Origin of the sequence: Mesorhizobium sp. 113-3-3, from assembly GCF_016756495.1 — a bacterium.
Classification (GTDB): domain Bacteria; phylum Pseudomonadota; class Alphaproteobacteria; order Rhizobiales; family Rhizobiaceae; genus Mesorhizobium.
Window position 1 is genome coordinate 47,674 of record NZ_AP023244.1, and the last position, 21,927, is coordinate 69,600.

15 protein-coding genes and 6 pseudogenes are annotated in these 21,927 nt (G+C 56.2%); 12 read left to right on the forward strand and 9 right to left on the reverse strand.

From position 1 onward, the window contains the following. Nucleotides 1-38: 38 nt before the first annotated feature. From JG746_RS34340 to JG746_RS34365, 6 genes are read right to left on the reverse strand one after another with little or no spacing between them, the layout of a single operon-like run. Nucleotides 39-917, reverse strand: coding sequence for an SMP-30/gluconolactonase/LRE family protein (locus tag JG746_RS34340; protein ID WP_199202237.1), 879 nt, complete (start codon nucleotides 915-917; stop codon nucleotides 39-41). Continuing rightward, complete coding sequence (locus tag JG746_RS34345; RefSeq protein WP_199202238.1) at nucleotides 918-2,051, reverse strand: mandelate racemase/muconate lactonizing enzyme family protein; 1,134 nt, start codon at nucleotides 2,049-2,051, stop codon at nucleotides 918-920. It abuts the gene before it with no gap. Further along, complete coding sequence (locus JG746_RS34350; protein WP_202359579.1) at nucleotides 2,048-3,136, reverse strand: NAD(P)-dependent oxidoreductase; 1,089 nt, start codon at nucleotides 3,134-3,136, stop codon at nucleotides 2,048-2,050. Before JG746_RS34350 ends, JG746_RS34345 begins: the two co-directional genes overlap by 4 nt. Beyond that, the gene (locus JG746_RS34355; RefSeq protein WP_199202240.1) at nucleotides 3,129-3,890 is read right to left on the reverse strand and encodes a 2-phosphosulfolactate phosphatase; all 762 of its coding nucleotides are present in this window, start codon (nucleotides 3,888-3,890) and stop codon (nucleotides 3,129-3,131) included. Before JG746_RS34355 ends, JG746_RS34350 begins: the two co-directional genes overlap by 8 nt. Continuing rightward, nucleotides 3,838-4,818: a ribokinase gene (locus JG746_RS34360; RefSeq protein WP_199202241.1), complete on the reverse strand. Its 981-nt coding sequence runs from the start codon at nucleotides 4,816-4,818 to the stop codon at nucleotides 3,838-3,840. The genes JG746_RS34355 and JG746_RS34360 overlap by 53 nt, the downstream gene beginning before the upstream one ends. Further along, nucleotides 4,818-5,585: a GntR family transcriptional regulator gene (locus JG746_RS34365; protein WP_199202242.1), complete on the reverse strand. Its 768-nt coding sequence runs from the start codon at nucleotides 5,583-5,585 to the stop codon at nucleotides 4,818-4,820. The genes JG746_RS34360 and JG746_RS34365 overlap by 1 nt, the downstream gene beginning before the upstream one ends. A 183-nt stretch (nucleotides 5,586-5,768) precedes the next feature. Between JG746_RS34365 and JG746_RS34370 the strand changes: the two genes are divergently transcribed. From JG746_RS34370 to JG746_RS37415, 7 genes and pseudogenes are all read left to right on the forward strand, one after another. Next, nucleotides 5,769-7,022: a sugar ABC transporter substrate-binding protein gene (locus JG746_RS34370; RefSeq protein WP_202359580.1), complete on the forward strand. Its 1,254-nt coding sequence runs from the start codon at nucleotides 5,769-5,771 to the stop codon at nucleotides 7,020-7,022. 3 nt (nucleotides 7,023-7,025) lie between these two features. Beyond that, nucleotides 7,026-7,940 carry a carbohydrate ABC transporter permease gene (locus JG746_RS34375; RefSeq protein ID WP_199202244.1) on the forward strand — a complete coding sequence of 305 codons (915 nt, stop codon included), beginning with the start codon at nucleotides 7,026-7,028 and terminating at the stop codon, nucleotides 7,938-7,940. Further along, entirely contained in the window at nucleotides 7,937-8,788 is an 852-nt protein-coding gene (locus tag JG746_RS34380; RefSeq protein ID WP_199202245.1) for a carbohydrate ABC transporter permease, read from the forward strand. Before JG746_RS34375 ends, JG746_RS34380 begins: the two co-directional genes overlap by 4 nt. 438 nt (nucleotides 8,789-9,226) lie before the next feature. Continuing rightward, entirely contained in the window at nucleotides 9,227-10,003 is a 777-nt protein-coding gene (locus tag JG746_RS34385) for an aldolase (protein ID WP_199202246.1), read from the forward strand. Between the two features lie 366 nt (nucleotides 10,004-10,369). Further along, nucleotides 10,370-10,528 (forward strand): annotated as a pseudogene (locus tag JG746_RS34390) (IS6 family transposase); the annotation flags it as partial. After that, a pseudogene (locus JG746_RS37410) lies at nucleotides 10,515-10,806 on the forward strand (tyrosine-type recombinase/integrase); the annotation flags it as partial. The pseudogenes JG746_RS34390 and JG746_RS37410, both read left to right, overlap by 14 nt. Before the next feature lie 4 nt (nucleotides 10,807-10,810). Beyond that, nucleotides 10,811-11,740, forward strand: a pseudogene (locus JG746_RS37415) (IS91 family transposase); the annotation flags it as partial. A 20-nt stretch (nucleotides 11,741-11,760) separates the two neighbouring features. Here the strand turns inward: JG746_RS37415 and JG746_RS34405 are convergent. After that, nucleotides 11,761-12,947 (reverse strand): IS3 family transposase gene (locus JG746_RS34405; protein WP_199202207.1). Its coding sequence is split into 2 segments (ribosomal slippage): nucleotides 11,761-12,695 and nucleotides 12,695-12,947, totalling 1,188 coding nucleotides; the frame shifts between segments, so codons are not numbered across the junction. 74 nt (nucleotides 12,948-13,021) lie between these two features. Here JG746_RS34405 and JG746_RS37950 point away from each other — a divergent pair. Continuing rightward, a pseudogene (locus JG746_RS37950) lies at nucleotides 13,022-13,170 on the forward strand (IS91 family transposase); the annotation flags it as partial. A 573-nt stretch (nucleotides 13,171-13,743) separates the two neighbouring features. After that, nucleotides 13,744-14,217: an Lrp/AsnC family transcriptional regulator gene (locus JG746_RS34415; protein WP_199202250.1), complete on the forward strand. Its 474-nt coding sequence runs from the start codon at nucleotides 13,744-13,746 to the stop codon at nucleotides 14,215-14,217. A gap of 152 nt (nucleotides 14,218-14,369) precedes the next feature. Here JG746_RS34415 and JG746_RS34420 read toward each other — a convergent pair whose 3' ends face one another. Further along, nucleotides 14,370-14,861 (reverse strand): GNAT family N-acetyltransferase, encoded by a 492-nt coding sequence (locus JG746_RS34420; protein ID WP_199202251.1) that lies wholly within the window; start codon nucleotides 14,859-14,861, stop codon nucleotides 14,370-14,372. Nucleotides 14,862-16,032: 1,171 nt separating this feature from the next. On the opposite strand from JG746_RS34420, the gene JG746_RS34425 reads away from it, so the two are divergent. The 3 genes and pseudogenes from JG746_RS34425 to JG746_RS37420 form a co-directional block, all read left to right on the forward strand. Continuing rightward, nucleotides 16,033-16,800 carry a GntR family transcriptional regulator gene (locus JG746_RS34425; protein ID WP_199202252.1) on the forward strand — a complete coding sequence of 256 codons (768 nt, stop codon included), beginning with the start codon at nucleotides 16,033-16,035 and terminating at the stop codon, nucleotides 16,798-16,800. A 936-nt stretch (nucleotides 16,801-17,736) separates the two neighbouring features. After that, nucleotides 17,737-20,364 carry an HAD family hydrolase gene (locus JG746_RS34430; RefSeq protein ID WP_199202253.1) on the forward strand — a complete coding sequence of 876 codons (2,628 nt, stop codon included), beginning with the start codon at nucleotides 17,737-17,739 and terminating at the stop codon, nucleotides 20,362-20,364. A 180-nt stretch (nucleotides 20,365-20,544) separates the two neighbouring features. Further along, nucleotides 20,545-20,870, forward strand: a pseudogene (locus JG746_RS37420) (IS110 family transposase); the annotation flags it as partial. A gap of 24 nt (nucleotides 20,871-20,894) precedes the next feature. Here the strand turns inward: JG746_RS37420 and JG746_RS34440 are convergent. Next, a pseudogene (locus JG746_RS34440) lies at nucleotides 20,895-21,026 on the reverse strand (IS5/IS1182 family transposase); the annotation flags it as partial. Nucleotides 21,027-21,927 lie beyond the last annotated feature (901 nt).

The window sequence follows — 21,927 nt, forward strand, 5'->3', positions numbered from 1 at the left end:
CAGATCCGTGCACGGACACAACTGCAACCAGCCCAGAGCTAGACTATGCAACTGAAGGTCGGTCGGCCAGCCCGACCGACTTCAACGCGGAAGAGGTTGCCGGACTCAGGAAATCGAAGTAGTTCATCAGACGATTGCCTGATTCGCCGAGAGGTTATGAACAGCGTTCTCATATCTTCGCCGCCAAGTGCCACACAGGTCGGCGCCATACTCGGCATATACACGCGATCTGTGAGGTGACCGTTTCGATCGATACGAACGACACAGCCGCCTCGTAGCCTGGCGCTCCAGTAGCCCCCTTCAATGTCCACGGTGGCGCCATCGGGCGATCCCTGAGCGATGTTCGGGCCGGCCAGTGGGCTTATTTCAGCAAAACTCGAAAATTGCGGAGCCAAGGCGAAACGCCGGATGGTGCCCTCCGCAGTGTCGGTGAAGTACATGATCCGGCCGTCGGGCGAAAATTCCAGCCCATTGGCGGCCGATACGCCACTGAAAAGCGTAACGACGTCCCCGTTGGGTGCAATGCGATAAACGCCTCCCACTGGCTCACGGCTTTGTTCATTATAAGTGCCCAAGACGATCCCACCGTGTGGGTCGATCTTGGCGTCGTTGACGCGGGTTTGCGGAAGATGCGGCTCAATTTCGGCCACTTGTACGAAGTCGGTGAAGTTTGAGTCCGTGACGACTACAGACTTAGGAAAACCCAGAACGAACCCGCCTCGCGCGCGAGGAAAGATGAACGCCGCTCGATTGGGAAGTTGTCGTACAGCTCCAACCTTCCCGCTGTCGTCCCAGCGAAGCACACATTTTGCTTCAATGTCAGTCCACCAGAGGCTTTGGTCCGATTCGCTCCAGTTGCATCCCTCGCCCAGGATGTTGTGGCAATCGAACGCCGTGCGTGCGTGGTGAAGCCGCATTTACTTTGCGCTCTGCATATTCCGGGTCCGAAGTGCGGCAGGATCGACAGCGAAACGTTCCAGCTTTTCGTCGTCAAACCTCACCCCATGTCCGGGTGTTTCGAATGGAAAGGCCATTCCGTTCTCAAGACGAAGTTCCGTCTGAAGCACGCCCATCTCGGAGAAGCTTCCACCATGCACGCATTCTAGGATCTCCGCGTTGTCGATCGCACACATTAATGCGACGGAGAGCTCAGACATATAATGAGGCGCCATGGTGCGATGGAAGGACGCTGAAAGACTGGCGATTTTTAGCCACTCGCTAATGCCCCCAACACGGCATACGTCCGCCTGGACGAAGTCGACTGCGTTAGCCTGTAGGTAGTCAGCGAATTGGTGCCGCGTATATAGGCTCTCGCCGACGGCAATGGGCAGCGAAACGAATTGGCGGAGGTCGGCGTGCCCACGAATATTCTCAGCATGGAGAGGCTCTTCGATCCATCCAAGTTCGAACGGTGCTAACTTCTGCAGTCGGGACATGCAGTCAGCGACATTCCAACGCTGATTGGCATCGACGAACAGTCTTCGCTTAGACCCGACTAGTTTCTTCACAGCAGTTATGCGATCGATATCTTCTTCCGAGTTGTCCCGACCGATTTTAACCTTCACCGCCTTGTGTCCCTGCGCAAGGAACCCATCTACCTGGCTAAGGAGAGCATCGCTGTCGAGGAAAAGATCGATGCCACTGCCATAGGTAGCAATACTGTCTCGTCTAGCGCCAAGCAGACGATGTAACGGCACGTTGTACGACTTGGCCGTAATATCCCACAGCGCGATGTCGATCGCGCCTAAAGCAAGACTGTTGATACCCCCGGTGCCGCTGCGATGCAATTGGCCATATAAGAACGACCACAATCGTTCGATCTGTCGCGGATCTTGTCCAACAAGCATCGTTCGGCAATAATCATCGATTAGAGCGAGGATAGCGCTTCCACCGATCCCAGTTGTGTAGGCAAAGCCCTCACCAGCGATCCCAGCATCAGTGGTCACGCGGGTAATGATAAATTCGAGGCTCGCGACGCGGTGTGTGGCGTCCTCCCAGGAGACCGTCGGTGGAATGTGATGGAGACGCGAAGCGACATCGATGATTTTCAAGGCAAGGTCCTCCTAGCCATGGTGAGAACTTCGGGGTTCGACAGATTCTCAGGTTTGCCAGCCAAGAGCCGCTGCAGATTTTTCACTATACTGTCGGTATGACGTGCGCGCATTTCTTCTGTCCATGCGGCGAGATGAGGTGTGGCAAGGACACGCTGATGACAAACAAGCGGATCCAGTGCTGAAGGCGGCTCCGTGTCAAACACATCTAGCGCGGCACCGGCAATTTTTTCACGATCCAGAGCTCGTAAGAGTGCCTCCGTGTCGACAAGGCCCGCACGACCGGTGTTGATTAGATATGCGCCGCGACCCATCCGATCGAACTGATCCTCGCCGATCATACCGCGCGTCTGCGGACTAAGCCGGGCGTGCAATGTGACGATCGCAGACTGTGTCAGAAGTTCGTCTAGCGAGACTGGCTTGACCCCGAGAGATCTCAACTCGGCGCTATCGACGTAAGGATCGTGCACGAGAATTTCCATTCCAAAGCCTGAGAACTTCTCAGCGACAACACGACCAATTGCTCCAAAGCCCACGATACCGAGTGTGCGACCATGCAGCTCGATGCCAGTGAACGCCAGTTGGGGAGAACTCGCACCGCGGCCCCAGACAGTTCCGCGATAAAAGTCCTCCCCAGCGTCGAAGTCAGAGGAGCGGGACCTGATCCAGGCAGCTGCAGGGATTAGGTGTCGAGTGAGCCCCAGCGCGAGGGCGACCGTGAATTCTGCAACGCCATGATCGGTTCGCCCGACCGTATGCAGCACGGCAACTCCCCGCGCGGTCGCGGCCGCTACGTCGATGTTCGCTTGCGGGGCAGCGCGCACTGAAAGGATAGCGTAAAGGTGAGGCGCGGCAGTTAGCATCTCTTCGTCGAAGCGCTCATATCCCGCAATTATAATCTCGGCATCAGCTACTGCGTCCATTAGCTGCTTGCGATCACAGAACCACTCGCCGGCTGCCCAGCCAAGCAACTTGAGTTCGCTTGCTTCGCGGAGCACCGCAATGCCTTCCGGGCTGAGGTCTGCTGTGGCCAGAACTCGCGGTCGTCCGCTAACCAATTTGATGGACTCTGCGTTATTAAGCATCTAGGAGAAAAACCGGATGATTACCGTTTACGGATTGGGTGGCCACGACAGGTACGATAATCGAGTCGTTGATATGCGCACAGAATTCCACGTCGTGCTGTCGACCATTGTCAATGAAGCGGCCCCCCGTCATTGAACTCAGCAACACCTCCACGGCACTATTGTGCGAGATTGTAAAGCCACGGGCGAGCAGCGCAGAGTCCTCGAGTTCCACGTCATCCTTCGCAAGTTCACAAACGCGAGAAACAATCATTCCCGCGCAATAGCTGTCTTCAATCGCAATACGAGAGTTGCGTAGCTGGCCTGAGCAGACAATCGTGATGTCTGCATTGCGCGATGACGCCTCCGCGAATGCGCGATGGGCAACTGCATCCAGGTTTCGCAATGAGCCTATCAGTATTAGGGCTGCGCCTGCGCGATCTGCAGCGAGAATTGCTGGTGTGCCGTTGGCGGTCGCCAGCATCGAGAAACGGCCAGATAGGTCGAGTTGGGACAGCAGAGACGGGGAGGGCTCATGATCGAACCCGAGGGGCGTTGATCCATCATCCTGTTCCGCACAGATCACACCATTCTTGCCAACGGCGGCGCGCGCTTTGGCGACGTCTGAGCGAAATCCTCCGACAAACACACGATCACTGCCAGCATCGAAAAGTCCAATGATAGCTGTCGTGGCGCGGATTACATCGACAACTATACAAACGTCACCGGCGATAGCCAGAGGGCCGGTGGGAAGGAAAGCGACCTTGATCTTCATAAGCGAGTGTCCCGGTTTTCATCAATTTGGAAATCTGTCTCTCATCGGGCAATGCCGGAACAACGAGCTTTTTCGTGACTGCGAGGGCGCCCGCTGCAGTGCCGCGACGAGCGGCCTCCGTAAGTGTCAATCCACTCGCCAGCCCTGCAGCAAGTGCCCCGTTGAATGCATCTCCAGCTCCAGTGGTGTCGACAACATCGACCAGGTAGCTCGCGATTTTGGTTATTCCGTCAGGTCCGGCGATCAAAGCGCCATCCGCTCCAAGCGTCATCACAACGTGTGCGACCCCAAGAGCGCGTAATTTTAACGCTATTTCCGCGTCTGCCTGCGGATCGTCAGCCTCAAGGCCAAGCAGAATGCGCGCTTCGGATTGGTTCGGCGTTAGGATGTCAACGTCAGTGAAGATCTCCTTCGGCAGCGTCCGAGCAGGTGCGGGATTTAGGATGGTCGTCAATCCCCGCGCCTTGCCGATGGCAAGCGCGCGGGCCGCCGTCTCGACCGGGATCTCGAGCTGCGTGAGTAGAATGCCCGGGTCCACCCAAGAGGCCGCGAAGGTTTCAACATCGGTCACCGTGAGTTGCGCGTTGGCGCCAGGATCGGTGATGATGCGGTTCTCGCCCGCGGCGTCGAGAATAATGATTCCGGCCATCGTCGGCGTCTCGGTCGTTTGCCTCACTGCCAAGCAGTCGACGCCTTCCACGCGCCAGAGCTCCAGTGCTTCTGAACCGAATTTGTCGGCGCCAACGCCAGCCAGCAGTTTGCATTTGGCTCCGAGTCGCGCAGCTCCGATAGCCTGATTTGAGCCCTTGCCGCCATGTCCGAAGGCGAACCCCGAACCTAGTACGGTTTCACCTGGGGCCGGCACCTCCCCCACAATCCAGAACGCGACCCCGTACGAGCCGACGACATAAACTTCACAGGTAGGCATCACCTGCTCCGGGCGATTAATCGGCGAGGTTGAGCGATCGAGACGCTATTTCGCTCGATCCAGCACGAATAAATGTAGCGATCGGCCCGATAGGACGAGGACGAGAAGTAAATAACTCGATCGGCCGCGTCGAAGGCGGTGCGGTCGATCTGCAGCACGGCAGTGCCGCTCGACACATCGAGTGCTTTTGCCAGTTTTGCACGCGCGATGCCGGCCCGTATCTCTTGCTTGGCTCGGGCAAGCGGCACACCGAGTTGCTGCTCGAGAATCTCGGTGAAAGAGGTGTCGGCAAGGTCGAGTTTTTCCATGAGGCGACCGATTGCTGCTACGAACGAAACTGTCTCAACCGCTACGATCTCGTCGTCGATCGTTCGTACGCGCTCGATGGTCAAGACGTTTTCGTCGGTCGGCACGTTAAGTGCAGCTGCAACGGCGTCAGCGGGGCGCCAGTGGACCGTCATATGCCTAGTACCCGGCCGGAATCCACGCGCTACCGCTTCCTCCGAAAATCCTGAAAAAGTAAGCAGATCCCGGCCGATATGACGCTTGGCAACGAACGTCCCTTTGCCAGCGCGTCGATACAGCAAGCCTTCACCGACAAGGGTGAGCACCGCCTGTCGCACAGTGCTACTGCTGAGCTCGTGCTGCTTCATCAACTCCATCTCAGTGGGGAGTTGATCGCCAGCATTGAAGACGCCGCTCTCGATCTGAGACCGAATGATGTCGGCGAGCTGAATATGAAGTGGAGTTCTACCGGGCTGAATCATGGGGCCTCCTTATATGAGTCACTGTTACCACATGGCGTTTGCATTTGGCAATGTTAGGATATTGCATTCTTGCAAGAAATCGTCTAGCGTGTGCGTTAGTGGTCCCATTGTTGCGGGTCCACGTACCGAAAGGGAGGAAACAAGATGAGTATAATGGGATATCGCTTGGGGCGGCGCGGTTTCATGACCGGTTTGCTGGGGGTGTCGTCGTTACCGCTACTTGGATCGTTGCCGGTTGTAGCACAAGATCAGACGCTGCGGTTCTTCGGCTGGGGAGACGGCGCCGCTCTTAAGGGACTCTTCGATGCTTACGAAAAAATGGCTGGCAAAAAGGTTGCGTTCGAAGGCGTGCCATTTCCCGACATGCAGAACACGATAGTTCGCCGCTTCCAGACGGGGAATTCCGGAATCGATATCTTCCTCGTTGATCCGACTTATGTCCCGACGTTCTCCAAACTGGGCATTTTGACAGACTTGACGAGTGTCTTCGAGGAAAAAAGCAAAGGCCCACTGTTCCCCAGCGATGTCCAGGGAGCTATGTACAAAGGGAAGATGCTGACATTGCCGATGTGGGAGTCTACGCAGCTCCTATACTTCAACAAAAAGCTTCTGGCCAAGGCCGGTGTAGAAGCGCCGAGCGTCTCGCCCGACGCGCGCATGACCTGGGAAAAAGTAATCGAACTTGCCAAGAAGGTGCAGGCGGGCGGTGCCGAGACGGGCTTCGGATTCGAGCAATTCGATCGGTATTACCAGTTGCAGGTCCTTCCACAGTCTCTTGGCGGCGGGCCAGGCGTCAAGGGCGACGACCTGCTTACCGTAGACGTGGCCAACGATGCTTGGGTGCAGGCAGGCAAATGGTACGGTAGTATCTTCGCCGATGGCGTGGCCTCGCGTGGTCCGAAAAGCGATACAGAAGTCGTCGACCTATTCAAAGCTGGCCGACTTGCATTTCTGGTTGGAGGCCCCTGGTTAATTAGCGACCTCAACAAGGTCGATGGTCTTGACTATGCAGCCGCGCCTCATCCCTATTTTGCCAAAGGCAAGGCTGTAACACCCTCGGAATCCTGGCATTTGGGAGTGGGCGCAGACACCAAAAACGCCGACGAAGCTCTAAAATTCTTGAGCTATGCGGCCTTGGACAAAAACGGGGCGGTAATTGCGACAAACGGGAGTCGCTTGTCGGCAAACATCGAAGCTACAGCCGAGGTCCTAAGCCACATTCCCCAGCAAAATCCTAACCTCAAGGGTGTTGACACTCTGATGCGTTACGAGCTCGCCAACACAGCGATCCGGCGACCGCGTACACTAGGATATCTCCAGTTAGAGGAGCTGGTTGGCCGAGCGTGGAGCGATATCCGCAATGGAAATGATGCCGCTGAGACTTTTACGCAGCTTCAACGTGAACTCGAGCGCAGTTTCAAGCGCATCAAGGAATAAGTGATGGCGATGGAAGCGGTTTCCGAGGGAGAAATTGTGAGGGCTGCACCCATAACCAGTCGATTTTCAAAATGGAGGGCGGCGATAGCGCCGCTCCTCTTCCTGTCTCCGGCTCTTGTTGCCCTCATCATATTTCGGTTGTTGCCAGCAGCTTGGCTCGTTCAACAGAGCTTGTCCGGCTACGACGGCGAATTCGTCGGGCTCGACAATTTCAAGTTTCTTTTCACGGCGCCATCCTTTGCCAAGACCCTCCAGGCGACCTTAACCTTTGTCGCAGTGACCGTGCCGCTGCAGACGGCAATTGCTTTTGGCCTCGCTTTGCTGTTCGCCGAAAACTCCAGGATCACCTCGCTGCTACGCGTTTTGGTATTCCTGCCAGTTTTGATCCCGTCGAGTGTTGCAGCCATATTGTGGGGGGCTGTATACCGCCCGGAGGGACTGGCAAACGCTCTGCTGACCTCTATCGGTGTAAGCGCTCAGCCATTTCTGGCATCGCAAGACCAGGCGCTGATGTCGATCACGGTTATGTGCTCGTGGATCGGATGCGGCTTTTTGATGATGTTCCTCATCGGTGGCCTGAAGGACATTCCTCGCGATCTCTATGAGGCAGCATCGATCGATGGCGCCGGGAAGCTGTCATCGCTGTGGCACATCACAATCCCAATGATGCGTCGGCCACTCGCCTTTGTGATCGTTGCTGACACGGTGTTCGCATTTCTGCTTTTTGCGCCTATCGCGCTACTCACGCGAGGCGGGCCTAGCGGGAGCACGCAACTGGTTATGTTCGACGTGTATCAACAGGCTTACTTTTTCAATGACATGCCACTGGCTGCCGCAGAAGGTTTAACTTTGATGGTGGTTATGATGGTGATCATCCTCATTCAGTTCCGGTTTCTATCGCGGGAGAAGCAACAATGAGCGCGTCAGAAACAAACTCTTTCAGGGCGGGACGCATCGTTCAGCTGCTTTTCCGTATCGCTGTCGCCGCCGCATTTATGCTGCCGATCGTTTGGCTGGTTGCAGGAAGCCTTCGGCCCGGTAGCGAGATATTCACATCCCTCGATCCGCTTTCCATTGGCACTTTTATTCCGCCACGGCCGACGCTGGCAAATTTTGGCAGCGCGCTCGGCGGAGTGTTCCGGACCGGATTGATCAACTCGATCGTCGTGGCGGCATGTACGGTGGTTGTGGGACTGCTGGTATGCTCAGCCGCAGCCTTCGCGTTGAGTGCTATGCAGTGGCGAGGCCGCGAAGTCGTCTTTGCGATCATCGTCTTCAGCTTCCTGATTCCCGAGGAGGTCGTGGCTCTCCCTTTATCGGCAATCTTCGCACAGGGCGGGTTACAGAACACCTACACCGCACTGATTGTGCCTTTCGTGGCCAACGGCATAGTAATTTTCCTAATGCGGCAATTCTTCCTAGCAGTGCCACGCTCATTGATTGAAGCGGCCCAAATCGATGGGGCCGGCTGGCTGAGGATCTTCCTCCAGATTTTTCTGCCGCTTTCACGTCCGGCTCTCATAGCCGCCGGAGCGATACTCTTTAATGCGCAATGGCAGGCCTATCTGTGGCCGCTTTTGGTTACCACGCGCGCGGACATGCACCTCGCCCCAATCACTCTCGGCCTCATGGTGGGGGAGCATACCAGCGACTACGGCCAGATTTTTGCAGCATCAACCATTCTAAGCTTCATCCCAGCGGTTGTACTGCTGGGCTTCCAACGCTTTTTCACCGACTCCGTCGCAATGTCGGGCGTCAAAGAATAAACAAGAGAATTGGAATGATCATATACTTAGACGGGTGTTTCTTTCACGGTTGACGTGGCTAGTCGAAAACTTGCTCGAATTGAAGGCAAAATAATATGGTTTCGGAAAAGGCAGTTCCCGTTCGCAACTCTCCCAACCTGGACGCCCCGGCAGCTTTCAGCACCACAGGTTCGGCGATTTCAGAGGGCGACGCGACGGATAGACCAGTACAAGAGCAAACGCAATCTCCTCGAATGAAGGTGTCACTTGGACTTTGCGGGAAGGCGAAGTCGTGACCCTGTCGCGGCACCCCAACCTGACGGCAGCGCATTGATCGCTGTGCGGGTGCGTAGCACGCAGGGATGCTAGCTGGCTAAGGCCGGGCTTGGCGCCGTGCGCTAGTTAGGTTCGTGACCGTCCATTGACGTCGCTGGTCGCTCGAATTGAAGGAAACATTATATGGTTTCGGAAAAGGCAGTTCCCGTTCGCAACTCTCCCAACCTAGACGCCCCGGCAATCTGGGACGTCCGTAAGGATCTCGCGGCATGTTTCCGAGCGGCGGCTCTCAATGGGCTCGAGGAGGGCATCTGCAACCACTTCTCCGCAGTAGTTCCCGGTCACGAGGATCTCTTTATCGTGAACCCCTATGGGTTTGCATTTTGCGAGCTGACAGCGTCGCGGCTACTGATTTGCAACTTTGATGGTGAAGTCGTTTCGGGAGAGGGTGTTCCCGAGGATACTGCTTTCTTCATTCATGCCGAGATTCACAAGAGGCTGCCGCGTGCCAAGGTAGTCTTTCATACGCACATGCCGTACGCGACAGCGCTCGCTATGACTGAAGGCGATCCCCTTATCTTCGCGGGTCAGACGGCATTGAAATTCTACGGTCGCACAGCGGTTGATGATGGCTATAACGGGTTGGCTCTCGATCGCGACGAGGGCCGGAGGATCGCCGAAGCGGTCGGTGATGCTGACGTGGTGTTTATGAAGCATCATGGCGTAGTCGTGATCGGCGAAACGATCGAGGCCGCGTGGGATGATCTCTACTACCTCGAGCGAGCCAGCGAAGTGCAATGCTTGGCCCAGTCTACAGGACGTAAAGTGTCGCCTATCGATTCAGGCATCGCTGCGCTGACCGCGAAGCAGTTGCGCGAAGTCGATGGAGTCGCTGCCCGGTTGCATTTGAACAGCATAAAACGCGTCCTGTCTGCGCAAGTCCCTCCATTCGACAGCTGATGCCATCCTGAGAGCCGTCACGTAGCCAGCACGAGGAAAAGGTCAGCCCGATCGTCGCCAGGCAAGCTAAAAGATTCCAGCATCGCCTCTGACCTCAAACAGGCAAGGCGAGGTACAGTGCTTTCTGGTCGACGAGAAGAGCTACGTCGTCGCGGACTATATATTGCGGCATGGGGACTTGCCAGGGTTGTCTAGTTGGTTCTGTTGCCACTTTGCTTGAGGCCAGGGAGGGGCCAGAATTGCAGAACCTCCCCGTCGGAGAAGGGTCGGATCGGAACGCTCCGCCGCAGCGCGGTGGACGCTGTGCTGCGACTTTTGGTTACCGCTTGTCTGGCAGGGCCCTTCGATGATTTTCGTAGGTTTCAGATGTTCAAGGGCCGCCATTTCGATCGATCCGTCATCCTGCTTTGCATTCGTTGGTACCTAGCCTACGAGCTGAGCCTGCGCGATCTGATGGAGATGATGGCCGAGCGTGACATCGGCGTCGATCATTCGACAATCCACCATTGGTCTGTTTCCTGGGCGCGATCCTGACAAGCCTATCGAGCCATGGGTGCTGCATTCCGCCTGCCGTTCGGCGGTTGCGGCGGCGGGTCTTTCCAAGCACATCACCGTCCATACGCTGCGCCATTCCTTTGCCCCTCACCTGCTCGAGAACGGGACCGATATCCGCATCATCCAGGTCCTGCTCGGCCACGCCCACCTCTCGAACGACGGCGCGCTATACGTAGGTCTCCACGATCCGGTCGACGGCCAGTCCGCTCGATCGATTACGACTGGAGGTGACAACGCCGGAATCGTAATCGGTTGCGCCCCACCTTCGAAGTCGCGGACATCTTTCGACGACATAGGAGTTCCTACAGGCGTGAGAACGCCGGTCATCTTGGCCGCGGCGAGCGACGCGTCATGGGCGCGATCGAAGCCTGCCGAAAGCGGTCACGTCGATGCCTGCGACGATTGCAGCAGGACCCGCATCTCCTATAATTCCTCCCGCAATCACCATTGCCCAAAGTGCCACGGCTCGGCCCGCAAGGAGTGGGTCGATGCACGCGTCGTCGATCTGTTGCCGGTCCCGTACTTTCATGTGGTCTTCACGCTACCAACTGGCATCGCCGAGATCGCCTTTCACAACAAGGCGGACGTCTATGCATTGCTGATGCGGAGCGCAGCCCAGACGCTGCAGACCGTTGGCGCCGATCCCAAGCGGTTGGGCGCCGAGATCGGCATCGTCGCCGTGCTTCACACCTGCGGCCAGGCCATGACCCATCTTCCCCACGTCCATTGCGTCGTGCCCGGCGGCGGTCTCTCGCCCGACAGGTCAAGGTGGGGTCGCATGCCGGCCGGGCTTCTTTCTGCCCGTGCGCTTGCTGTCGCGCCTGTGTCGGCGGCTCTTTCTGACTGCCCCTGCCGACGCCTTCGCTCACGGTGAACTCCGCTTCTTCAACGAACTCAGCCATCTCAACGACGACGAGGCGTTCACCCGCCATCTCGCGCGTGCTCGCCGTGTCGAATGGGTCGTTTATTAGAAGCCACCGTTCGGCGGCCCTGACCAGGTGCTCGCCTATCTTGGCCGTTACACCCATCGTGTTGCCATCGTCCAGCCGTATCGTCGAGGTCGATGACGGCCATGTTGCCTTCCGATGGAAGGATTACCGTGGCAATGGTCGCGACCGCGAGAAGATCATGCGCCTTGACCCGCGCGAGTTCATCCGGCGTTTTCTGCTTCACACGCTTCCCGCTGACCTGCCACTGAATTTTCATCCGGCTGCAGTTAGAGCCTCGGCGGGTTTTACGCCGTATGGCGCGGGTTGAGCAACGGGTGATCGGCGGAGCTGGTCGGGGTTGCGCAGCCGATCGTCCGTTGCGGTGAGATTGGCGGCATAGGCCGCAGGCGTGATGTATCCGAGCGCCGAATGTGGGCGCGATCGGTTGTAGTCGTCTGCCCATTCGGCGATGGTTGTTCGGGCATGGTCGAGGCCGAAGAACAGGGTTTCGTTCAGCAACTCGTCCCGCATCCGCCCGTTGAAGCTTTCGCAGAAGCCGTTCTGCATCGGCTTGCCCGGCGCGATGAAGTGCCATTCCACCTGATGATCCTTCGACCAGGCGAGGATCGCGTTCGAGGTGAACTCGGTGCCGTGGTCAGAGACGATCATGCCCGGCTTGCCGCGCCGGGCGATCAGTTCCGTCAGTTCACGCGCCACCCGGCGGCCGGAGATCGAGGTGTCCGGGATCGCCGCCAGGCATTCGCGCGTCACGTCGTCGACGATGTTGAGCACGCGGAAGCGCCGGCCGCAGGCGAACTGGTCATGGACAAAATCCAGCGACCAGCGCGCGTTCGGCTTCGCCTGGACCAGGATCGGTGCCCGCGTCCCTACCGCTCGGCGCCTGGAGCGTCGCTTGCGCACGGCCAGTCCTTCTTCGCGGTATAGCCGGTAGATGCGGTTGATACCCGATGCCTCGCCTTCGCGCCTGAGCAGAATGAACAGCCGCCGATAGCCGAAGCGCCGGCGCTCGTTGGCCAGGTCGCGTAGCCGGCCGCGCAGTGCCGCCTCAGGTGGGCGACAAGAACGATACCGGATCATCTTGCGATCGGCGCCCACAAAGGAACAGGCCCGCCGCTCCGACAGGGCCATCGTGGCCTGCAGATGCGCGACGGCTTCGCGCTTGGCGGCGGGCCCTACCATTTTTTTGAAAGAAGCTCGCGCAGCGCCGACGCTTCCAGCATCTGGTCGGCGAGCAGCTTCTTCAGCTTCGCGTTCTCGTCTTCCAGGGCCTTCAGCCGTTTGGCATCGCAGACGTCCATCCCGCCATACTTCGCCTTCCAGTTATACAGCGTCGCCTCGGAGATCCCATGCTTGCGCGCCAGGTCGCCCGCCTTTGCCCCCGCTTCGTGCTCACGCAGAACCGCGATGATCTGCTCTTCCGTAAACCGCTTTCTCTTCATCAGTCCGTCCGTCCTTCAATCGAGGCCGGACTCTAATCTCAGATGGAGGAAATTACCCGTGGCAGGTCACCGCCGGCTTCCACCGCATGCGTCACTTCGGCTTTCTCGCCAATAGCCAGCGACGGGATCGTATCGGTCTCTGTAGGCAGCTCCTCGACCAGCCATCGGCAGCCGCAGGCCTTCGCCGCCCCGGCCATCATCTTTCTGGTGCGATACATCATGAACTCCGACAATCCGCACCCCCGATATGCTCGCAAAACCAAGCGCCCCGCCGGCGCGCGACACCGCTTGGCCCTGGCCACACCGAAAGACCTACAGTGTGCATTGAGAGCGCAAAAATCGCCGCCGATCGTCCGGCAAGCTGCTCGCGAAGGTCGCCAGATCAAGCCAAAATTCGGTAATGCGACCGCACCCGGCGAATTCGCTATCGTCGTCAAACGGCGTGCTCTACTATCTCCATAACGGCGCCAAACAACCCGCGCCTTACTTCAATCCGGCTTATGTGGGGTCGCCGCGAATGCGTGGACCGTCAGAGGCGACCTCACATAACCCTCCAGATTCCGACGATTTACCGGACAGCATTCCGATCAAAGCCGGATGCGATTCCTTCTGCCACGCTGACACCGAGGTGGCCGACAATGACGGACGCGCTCCCCCTCTAGACCCGCGTTCGCTTCTTTTTGTGTCCCTTTAGAAACTCCTATTCGTGCCGCCAGCGTGCCGACCAGACGTTCCAAGGCGATCATGGCGCAGAATTTGCATTCAAAGCTATGTATAACAGGAGAATGCCTACAAGATGCAGGCTCGCAAAACACAGCTCGACGATTTCGATCTAAAAATCCTGCAGTTGGTGCAGTTCGACAACCTCATGCAGCAGCGCGAAACTGCCGACCGTGTGGGCCTCCCGGCAGCGGCGGTAGCTCGACGTCTTAAATGGCTTCGTTCTGCAGGAACAATCAGAAAGGACATCTCCATCTTAAACGAGAGAGCGGTTGGGCGTCCACTGACGGTCATCGTCGAGGTGACGGCTGAAAACCAAAAAATGGATCTGCTCGACGAGATGAAAATACGGTTCCTGAACTGCCCCCAGGTGCAGCAATGCTACTGCGTTACTGGCGAAGCTGACTTCATTCTCATCATAAATATTAGCGAAATGGGCGAGTATACGTCTCTTACGCGCCATTTATTTCTCAAAGAAGGAAACGTCAAGAGCTTCCGAACTTGCATCACGATGGAAAAAGTCAAGGCCGCTGGCCCAGTCCTGCTCTAGCAATCACTATTCGGCGCCTCGACTTCAGGTTCGCCGCTCCGTGCTTACGCTACTGAGTCAGATGGAGAGTGTGAACAGGTAATGTATGAACGATTTGACCGCTGCGATGATCAGGCAATCGCCGGCAAAGGAAGCCATTGATGGTCGCAGATTCAGGCGACATTTATCTCACGTTCAAGTACATTTTGCAATCCAAAGTTTTTGTCGTAGTAAGTGGCGCCGGTGTCAAAAAACCCGGACGCTAAATAAAAATGTCTAGCCGTTACGTTATCTTCTTCAACGGCAAGCATGAGGCGCCTGACAAATGGGCGGTTTGTTGAAATCCATTGAGAGACAAGTCCAGTCGCCGCTCTTCCATATCCGTTACCTTGGTATCCTCGGCCAACGCGAAAGCTGTGCAAGGTAATCACGCCTGGCGGGGCCCATTCCGGCAAGGCCGCTTTTTCACGCAGGACGAAGAAGCCAACGATCTGATGGCGGACTACGATTGAAAATGGGTGCTCCAGGTCGGGGCGCCCGTTACCTTGAAGCTCAGAGAACACCAAATCCAACGGGTCGACAAACTGTTCTTGCTCGGGCTCAAGCTTTAAGTGCGCGACGCGGACTCGATCAAAATGAGATAACGTTTTCAGGGTCGCATGCATGGGAGATATCCCTATCGGGCAGTCGCAGTCTCTGATGAAGCAAAATGAATAATCTGCCTACCACCCGAATGTCGGCGAGAATATCCGTCCGGTTCCAAAGGATGCGCGCAAAAATCGTGCCAACTAAGCAGAAATAATCTCGAATGATATTTAAGGACATTAAGAGCATGAGAGTGAAGCTGAGTACGAACATCGTGTCGCGGACGCGACAAACGCGATACCAGGTGTCGTAGCTCCGCGTCCCGAAAAACGGCGGACGCCGTCTTCGCAAAGTATCTAGCGCAGCCACAGGACGATTGCCGCGAGTGTGACGACAGCGCGGGCATGGCAGCGATCGCATCCTTGGCGCCGATGGCTTGGCGTAGATGGTCGGACAGTCCTTCAATCAAGGCGGCGGCTTGTGGCAAACGGGAGCGACCGTGAGCACTCTCTCCAGAGGAGGATCAACCCCTCCCTTCCCAAGGCTTTGCAACCTTGATCCATGGCCGGTGTTCGCTTCGCCGTCAAATACTCGAGGGAGCAGCCCAGGTGCGGGAAAGCGGCCAGCGGCGGCCCACTTTCGAGGTCTCGTGGTCGTAGGCCGGGTTAAGGTTCGGAATGTTCACGCGCGGCATGATCGTCCGTTGACTATCTTTCTATGAACTTCAGTCCACGTCTGCCACCATGCTGATTGTGATTATTGCCACCTGTCGCCATCGTGGACCTCCGGCGTCTCGGACGCGCAACGAGGAGTCTCGCGGTTTCGGCCTGCCAAACTTGACGACCAATAGATGAAGGAACTCTCGACCGGTTCCCTTCAAACTCCTGTAAGGAATTCGACAAAAAAGCGACACTGCCTGGCCGAATTCATTCCTAACCGCTTGAAATTTAAGCCCTGACTGCGTCTGGCATGCCTTTTGCTGCGCGTCGCGTGACGTTCACTGAAACAGAGTTTTTTCATGCGCACACAGAATCCCAAATAATGCCGATTTATATGATAATTTTATAAAAAGATAACAAGCACATCTCGCCCCTCAAGAATGGAGAAAGACCCATGACCCGCACCATTGCAACAGTAACTTGCCTTCTTACCGCTTCGGCCTCGGTGTTCGCAACAGAAGCAAGAGACTCTAACGATGTTCCTTCAAAGCGCACGCTAGATGATAGCAGTGACTCGGCTTGAGAAGGCTGCATGATCCTGCCCGGTAGAACTCCACTTCATATTCAGCTCGCCGATATCATTCGGTCTCAGATCGAGAGCGGCGTCTTCAATGCTGGCGATCAGCTCCCCACCGAGATGGAGTTGATGAAGCAGCACCAACTCAGCAGCAGCACGGTGCGACAGGCGGTGCTTGCCCTTGTCGGTGAAGGCTTACTTTATCGACGCGCTGGCAAGGGGACGTTCGTTGCCAAGTGTCACATCGATCAGGACCTGCTCACTTTTTCAGGCTTTTCGGAAGAAGCCGTAGCGCGCGGCTTCCGGCCGGGTACTAGGCGCGTGACGGCCGACTGGCGCCCCGCTGACGCCGTGGCAGCCGCACTCAACGTGCCTACCGATGAAAGCGTGCTGACCATCGAGCGTCTGCGCACGATCGACGACGAAGTCGTTGCGGTTGAGACGGTCTCTCTTGCCGCGGCGATCGGGCGTCAGATCGAAAAGCTCGACCTTGCCGACACCTCTCTCACCGAGATTCTCGAGCGGCAGCTTGGCGTGACTCTTGCGCGAGCCAGGCAGGAGATAAGGGCCGGCACCGCACGTGCCAAACTGGCAAAAGCACTCGACGTGTCGAGCGGCACTGCTGTGCTGCAAATCGACCGTACCGCCTTCGATACGATCGATCGGGTTATTTACTTTTCGTCCTCGTCCTTCCGGGCCGATCGCTACATTTACACAGGCTGGATCGAGCGCAAAAGCGCCTCGATCGCTCAACCACGTCAATTAATCGGACGGAGCAGATGATGCCCACCTGCGAAGTTCCCTGCTGGGGTCGGGGTTTGCCTTCCGAAATGACGGCTATGGCTCTAATCAGGCTATCGGAGCTGCGCGTCTCGGCGGCAGATGCAAACTACCGGCCAAATTCGGTGTGACGAGGCACTGCAACTCTGGCGCGCTGAAGGCGTCGACTGCTCGGCGGTGAGGCAGATGGCCGTGACACCGACGATGGCCGGGATCATCATTCTCGACGCCCGGTGCGGTGTCGCAGCGAACGGCTTCCGCGCGGGTCAATCCGCTGGCCAGCCCTGCAGCGAGTGCCCCGTTGAATGCATCCCGACTCCGGTAGTGTCGACGACACCGGGTAGCTCGCAATTTTTGGTCAGTCCGTCTGGCCCGGGAATCAAGGCCACGTCCGTTCCCGCCTCATGCCGCAGCAAATGATGGGCATCCTTACCCTAACCTGAATTAATTTTAACACTTCTTCATCAAAACATCATACAGTCCCGGTACGCACACAGCCAGTTGTTCTCAATATAATCAAACACTTGGCAACACGTTTGGCACTCGCGTCGCCGCGTTGACGGGAAATCTATAAATGATAGGGTTTGGTCAACAGTTTCGTGAGACGCAGAGGGTCAGCCAATGTTCGGATCTATTTTGCAGTTACCCCGCCTTTCGTTTCTGAACGAGCATGGGTAAACGATGAGATGGGGATTGTCCGCCAGTAGAACTGCGGAGTTTTGCTCCGCAGACCCAGGGTTCCAACCCAAGTCCCTTAACCTTCAGGACATTTCAAGTTTGATTGCCGGCTGGTTGGGGAGCTCCGTAGCGAAAGCGCTTGCTGCTGACCTCGCCACTTTGGCGATGCGGAGGGCCTAGACCCAAGGTGGACAACAGGCGAGAAGTTCACAGCCAGAACAGATTGCGCTTGCGCGAGAACCACTCTCAAGGAGAAAATATATGCAACTTATGCTGGAGCGCCTGGCCGCCAGAATAACGCAAGCCGATATTGATCTGCAGTCTTCCGAACGGTTCCGTATTGACCGTCTGTTGGACCGTGACTCTCATGGAGAGATCTTGCAGCGTCCTCCTGGAGACGACGTCTATCGGTTTATCGGTCATTGTGATGCAATGTTTCCAGACGGGGGCGGACTGACAGAAACGGTCAACAAACTGCACAAACCAGATGATCGCCTGCTCCGGAGAGACGTGCGGGATGCTCACCATAAGGCGCAAATAAAGGCCGAGGATATTCCCACTGTTCTGGACGAATTTGGGGATTCGATAAAGGTACTCTCACTTGACTGTTTCGATACGTTGCTATGGCGTAAGACAGCGACACCTAGAGACGTTTTCGCCGTGCTGGCCGATAATCCCGTCGCGCGAAGGTTAGGGATAACTCCTCACCAACGCATTAGCGCTGCTGCACGTGCCCGTCGAGCGAAGCCTTTAGAGAACGGATCCAGGGAGATCGATATCGGTGATATTTATCGGCCTTTTACATCGCTTTCTGGTGAGGAACGGGAGCTATTGGCCGAGGCGGAAATCCGAACCGAAATTAGCGTTTGCTTTGCATTCTCACCGTACGTAGAACTGATCAGGCTGGCGCACGCCCGTGGTATCAAAATTATCGTCGTGAGCGATACGTATTTGCGCGAAGACGAGTTAAGGCGCCTCTTGGCTCGGCATTTGCCTGCAGACGTTATGCAGGCAATCAGCAAGATTTACTGCTCTGTCGATTATGGGACGTCGAAGAGCCACGCCCTTTTTGAAATTGTAATCAAAGAGTGTGGCGTGCCTGCATCGCAACTACTTCACATCGGAGATAATGACGTAGCCGATGCGCAAGCGCCGCGGAAATTGGGGGTACGTGCGCTGCATTTCCTGCAGTTCGATCATGAAGTCGCAGACTTTTTGCGCCTACAGCACGCAGCATCTTCGTTGATTTTACTCGAACAAGCAGCACCTGAAGCAGGCATTTTGCCATGCTATAGTCCATTTCGACCAATTTTTGCTGTAGCAAACCTGCAGCCGTACGCGCCTGAGACGGTGATCGGCTACATGTCGTTTGGTCCGGTGCTATATGCCTATGCCCGTTTTCTTATGGACGAGGTGGAGGCACTGCAACAGCAGGGCAGGCGAGTAAAAGTCTTCTTTCTGTTGCGTGATGCTTATCTTCTTTCAGCTGCGTGTGAAGCCTATGCGCGCAAGCCGGTCGGCAAGCTGGTGCGAATCCGCAAATTCTTTGCTGTTGCGGCCTCTTTCAAAACCCGCGCCGATGTCGATTATTACATCAGCGGGATCGAGCCCGCATATGACAATCTTCATGCCACTGCAAAACAGCTTTTGCTTCCGGCTGAAGTGACGGAATTGTTAATACGGATCGCCCATCAATCTGACGATCCAAAAACGGCGTTCCATCAGTTGCTGCACGACGACGATGTGTTGGAGTTGATATTCAAGAACTCCTTTGCTTTGCGTGCCCGCTTGATGCGCTATATGTCAAAGGAATTGGAGTTGGAGGAAGGCGATACCATCATCCTGGCGGACATAGGCTATAACGGCAAAACGCAGGAATATTTGGTCCGCACCTTCAAAGAAGAATTGAAAGTCGACATACTCGGCCGCTATCTGGTCGCGTCCGACGAACCGTACCGTGCGGCGAACAGCAAAGCACTCATTACGTCGCCCTGGTGGAATTACACTTTATTTGAGCAATGCTGCGCTGTCAAGGAAGGAGCGGTTGTGGACTATGATTTTGACGGCGAGCCAGTCCTTGGGGAGATCAAACAAAGTGAGAGGCAGTACGAGAAAGTTGCCAATGTTCAAGCTGAATGCTTGCGGTTCGTCGATGATGCAAGGACGTTTTTTACCAATGCTGGTGTGACGCACGAGTATTCTATTTTGCAGCGGGCCGCCCATGCGGCTCTATTCCGTCATGCCTACATGCCTATTGAAGCGGAGCTGGAATATTTCAAGGACTTCCAGCACGACAAGTTTATGGGGCCAGATCGCAAGAAGACGATCTATCATCTAGAAAGTGCTCGGGAAAATGTGAGGTGCCTGCCCTCACCTTATCGGCTGGGTGCATATGAAACGCGCAGCTTGGGTCTTGATTTCACATTCAGCGGTCTAGTACAAAGAAGTCTTCAAATCGATCTAGACCCAGAAGATATGAATGTGCGTTTTTCACCTTTGAAAGTCTCGGTAGGGAGCACACACGATTCCAAGATCTTCTTGCTTAGAGCGCACCATCTACATGACGGATATTTCTCCATTATACTGCCGTATGTAAGCGGCACCAGTGTGAAAATGCTCCTCGGGGAGCACTACGAATGGTTGCAAATAAGCGGTATACAAGTTTTGAATAATGCAAGAAGCGTGTGTAGGAATGTGTCGAGCTCTCTCGATCTGGAAGAGATCAACCGGGAGGGAGAGATTTACCGGTGCCTGTCACAGGCAAGTGTCGCGACAATACGGTCCGTTGATTTGCAACAGTTCAAAACGCCTCATTACTATCATATGATCTTTCGCCCATTGGTTTCGAGGGCATCTGATCCGTCGCGGAGGGCAGGCGCCTCGCAATAAAGGAGGATATTCATGCCGCCTGCGCAGCGGTGATTCACTGGCTCCGAATTTCGGAGGATAGCGAGTGCGCGGCGGCCGACGATCGAACTGGCGAACTGTTCAGATCCTATGAGGAGGTGGATGGCGACCGGCGCAGTGGCTAAGTGAGGTCGCCAAAACATCTCACCTTCGAGGCTAAACATGACAGTCGCTCGTCAACCGGAAACATCGACCGGTATCCGCACCGGTCTTGGCGCAATTTTCGTATCCTTGTAATCGACCAGCTCGAAATGGCTGATCGCGTTGCTGTTGCCGGGTGGCGGAGAGAAGATGTCGAAGCACATGGTGACGGCGGGCGACGTCGCCGGCCTGCTGGCGCGGTTCGCCGAGCTCAAACGGAGGGGTTGAGGCGCGAAGCGGGACATGCTTTCCGATTATCGTGATCCAGGAAGCGGGTCTTGATGGCCTTCTGGATCCTCCGGGTACTGGAGGCCGAACGGATCGAAAGCCACGTCGTCAATCCGGCAGGCGGTGACAATCGGGCGGTTACGGTGATCCGTGGAGGGCAGCTTGAACTCGGGCTGCGCCAGCACCGCCGCAATGAACTTCGCCGCGGTGTCGCCCTTCACCAGCCGGGCACGGTTTTTGGAGAATACCGAATGGTCCCAGGCCGCATCGTCGATGCATAAACTGCCAAGATGAATCAGGTCAATCCGCACGACTGGCTCACCCTGACCGCCCTCATGCCGTGGAATTACCAGCGCTGAACGGCCTCAAGCTGTCCGCTTACGCTACACGCGGCAATACGCGCTTCCATCCTGATCTGCCGCGCGGCGCCTGAGGGCCGGACCGAATGGCAGGGTGTACCTAGGGCGCCTAGGTCCCCGACCTCAGACTGTGGGGTGAACGTAGCATTGTCATGCGAATTTAGATCGCAAAGAGTTTGTGAAGTTACTTGTAGGATTTGTTGCTCCTTGATTATTGGCGACAACGCACGGAGCGTCTCAGCGAATTTCGGTGGGTGCCGACGTCTAAAGGACATAAGCGCCGCAGAGTGATCCGGAACCATTCGTTTCCAGTGCGGAACTCGCGTTCGAAGTCCGAAGGCGCCAATCCGTAGTCCGCTGCCAAGAACTCGAACCTGTCTTTTTTCAAGAGTGGATGCCATGCCGTTGGAGCCGGGAATGCCGAAAAGAGGATGCGCTATTTTGCATCAAATATTATAGATTAAACTTTGAGACTTATAGTTTCGGCGGCCTCGCAACAATACCGTCAAAGAAATTCACATATTCTTTGCGGTCGCGGGCCACAGCCGATGATACCTTTGGCGCTGGCGACAGGTCAGACAGGCATACAGAGCTGATGCCTGTTCGCCTTAGATCCGGCACGCCTGCAAAGAGGGCAATTTGATGGCAAAAAGAGCGCTCATCTCGGTAGGCCATGTAAGGGATAATGGTCTGAGGAACGTGCAAGCTGCCCGGTGCCTTGGCCTTGACCCAATTACGTTGTCGGCAAATCCAAGTCAGTACGGCTATCCGGAACCGGCGGTGAATGAGACAATCCGTATTAAATATGCCTGGGGAA

Excerpts from the sequence above, each read along its gene's own strand:
- JG746_RS34340 (WP_199202237.1), bottom strand. The coding sequence starts at position 917 with ATGCGGCTTCACCACGCACGCACGGCGTTCGATTGCCACAACATCCTG.
- JG746_RS34350 (WP_202359579.1), bottom strand. The coding sequence starts at position 3,136 with ATGCTTAATAACGCAGAGTCCATCAAATTGGTTAGCGGACGACCGCGA.
- JG746_RS34355 (WP_199202240.1), bottom strand. The coding sequence starts at position 3,890 with ATGAAGATCAAGGTCGCTTTCCTTCCCACCGGCCCTCTGGCTATCGCC.
- JG746_RS34360 (WP_199202241.1), bottom strand. The coding sequence starts at position 4,818 with ATGCCTACCTGTGAAGTTTATGTCGTCGGCTCGTACGGGGTCGCGTTC.
- JG746_RS34365 (WP_199202242.1), bottom strand. The coding sequence starts at position 5,585 with ATGATTCAGCCCGGTAGAACTCCACTTCATATTCAGCTCGCCGACATC.
- JG746_RS34370 (WP_202359580.1), top strand. The coding sequence starts at position 5,769 with ATGACCGGTTTGCTGGGGGTGTCGTCGTTACCGCTACTTGGATCGTTG.
- JG746_RS34375 (WP_199202244.1), top strand. The coding sequence starts at position 7,026 with ATGGCGATGGAAGCGGTTTCCGAGGGAGAAATTGTGAGGGCTGCACCC.
- JG746_RS34380 (WP_199202245.1), top strand. The coding sequence starts at position 7,937 with ATGAGCGCGTCAGAAACAAACTCTTTCAGGGCGGGACGCATCGTTCAG.
- JG746_RS34385 (WP_199202246.1), top strand. The coding sequence starts at position 9,227 with ATGGTTTCGGAAAAGGCAGTTCCCGTTCGCAACTCTCCCAACCTAGAC.
- JG746_RS34415 (WP_199202250.1), top strand. The coding sequence starts at position 13,744 with ATGCAGGCTCGCAAAACACAGCTCGACGATTTCGATCTAAAAATCCTG.
- JG746_RS34420 (WP_199202251.1), bottom strand. The coding sequence starts at position 14,861 with ATGCATGCGACCCTGAAAACGTTATCTCATTTTGATCGAGTCCGCGTC.
- JG746_RS34425 (WP_199202252.1), top strand. The coding sequence starts at position 16,033 with ATGATCCTGCCCGGTAGAACTCCACTTCATATTCAGCTCGCCGATATC.
- JG746_RS34430 (WP_199202253.1), top strand. The coding sequence starts at position 17,737 with ATGCAACTTATGCTGGAGCGCCTGGCCGCCAGAATAACGCAAGCCGAT.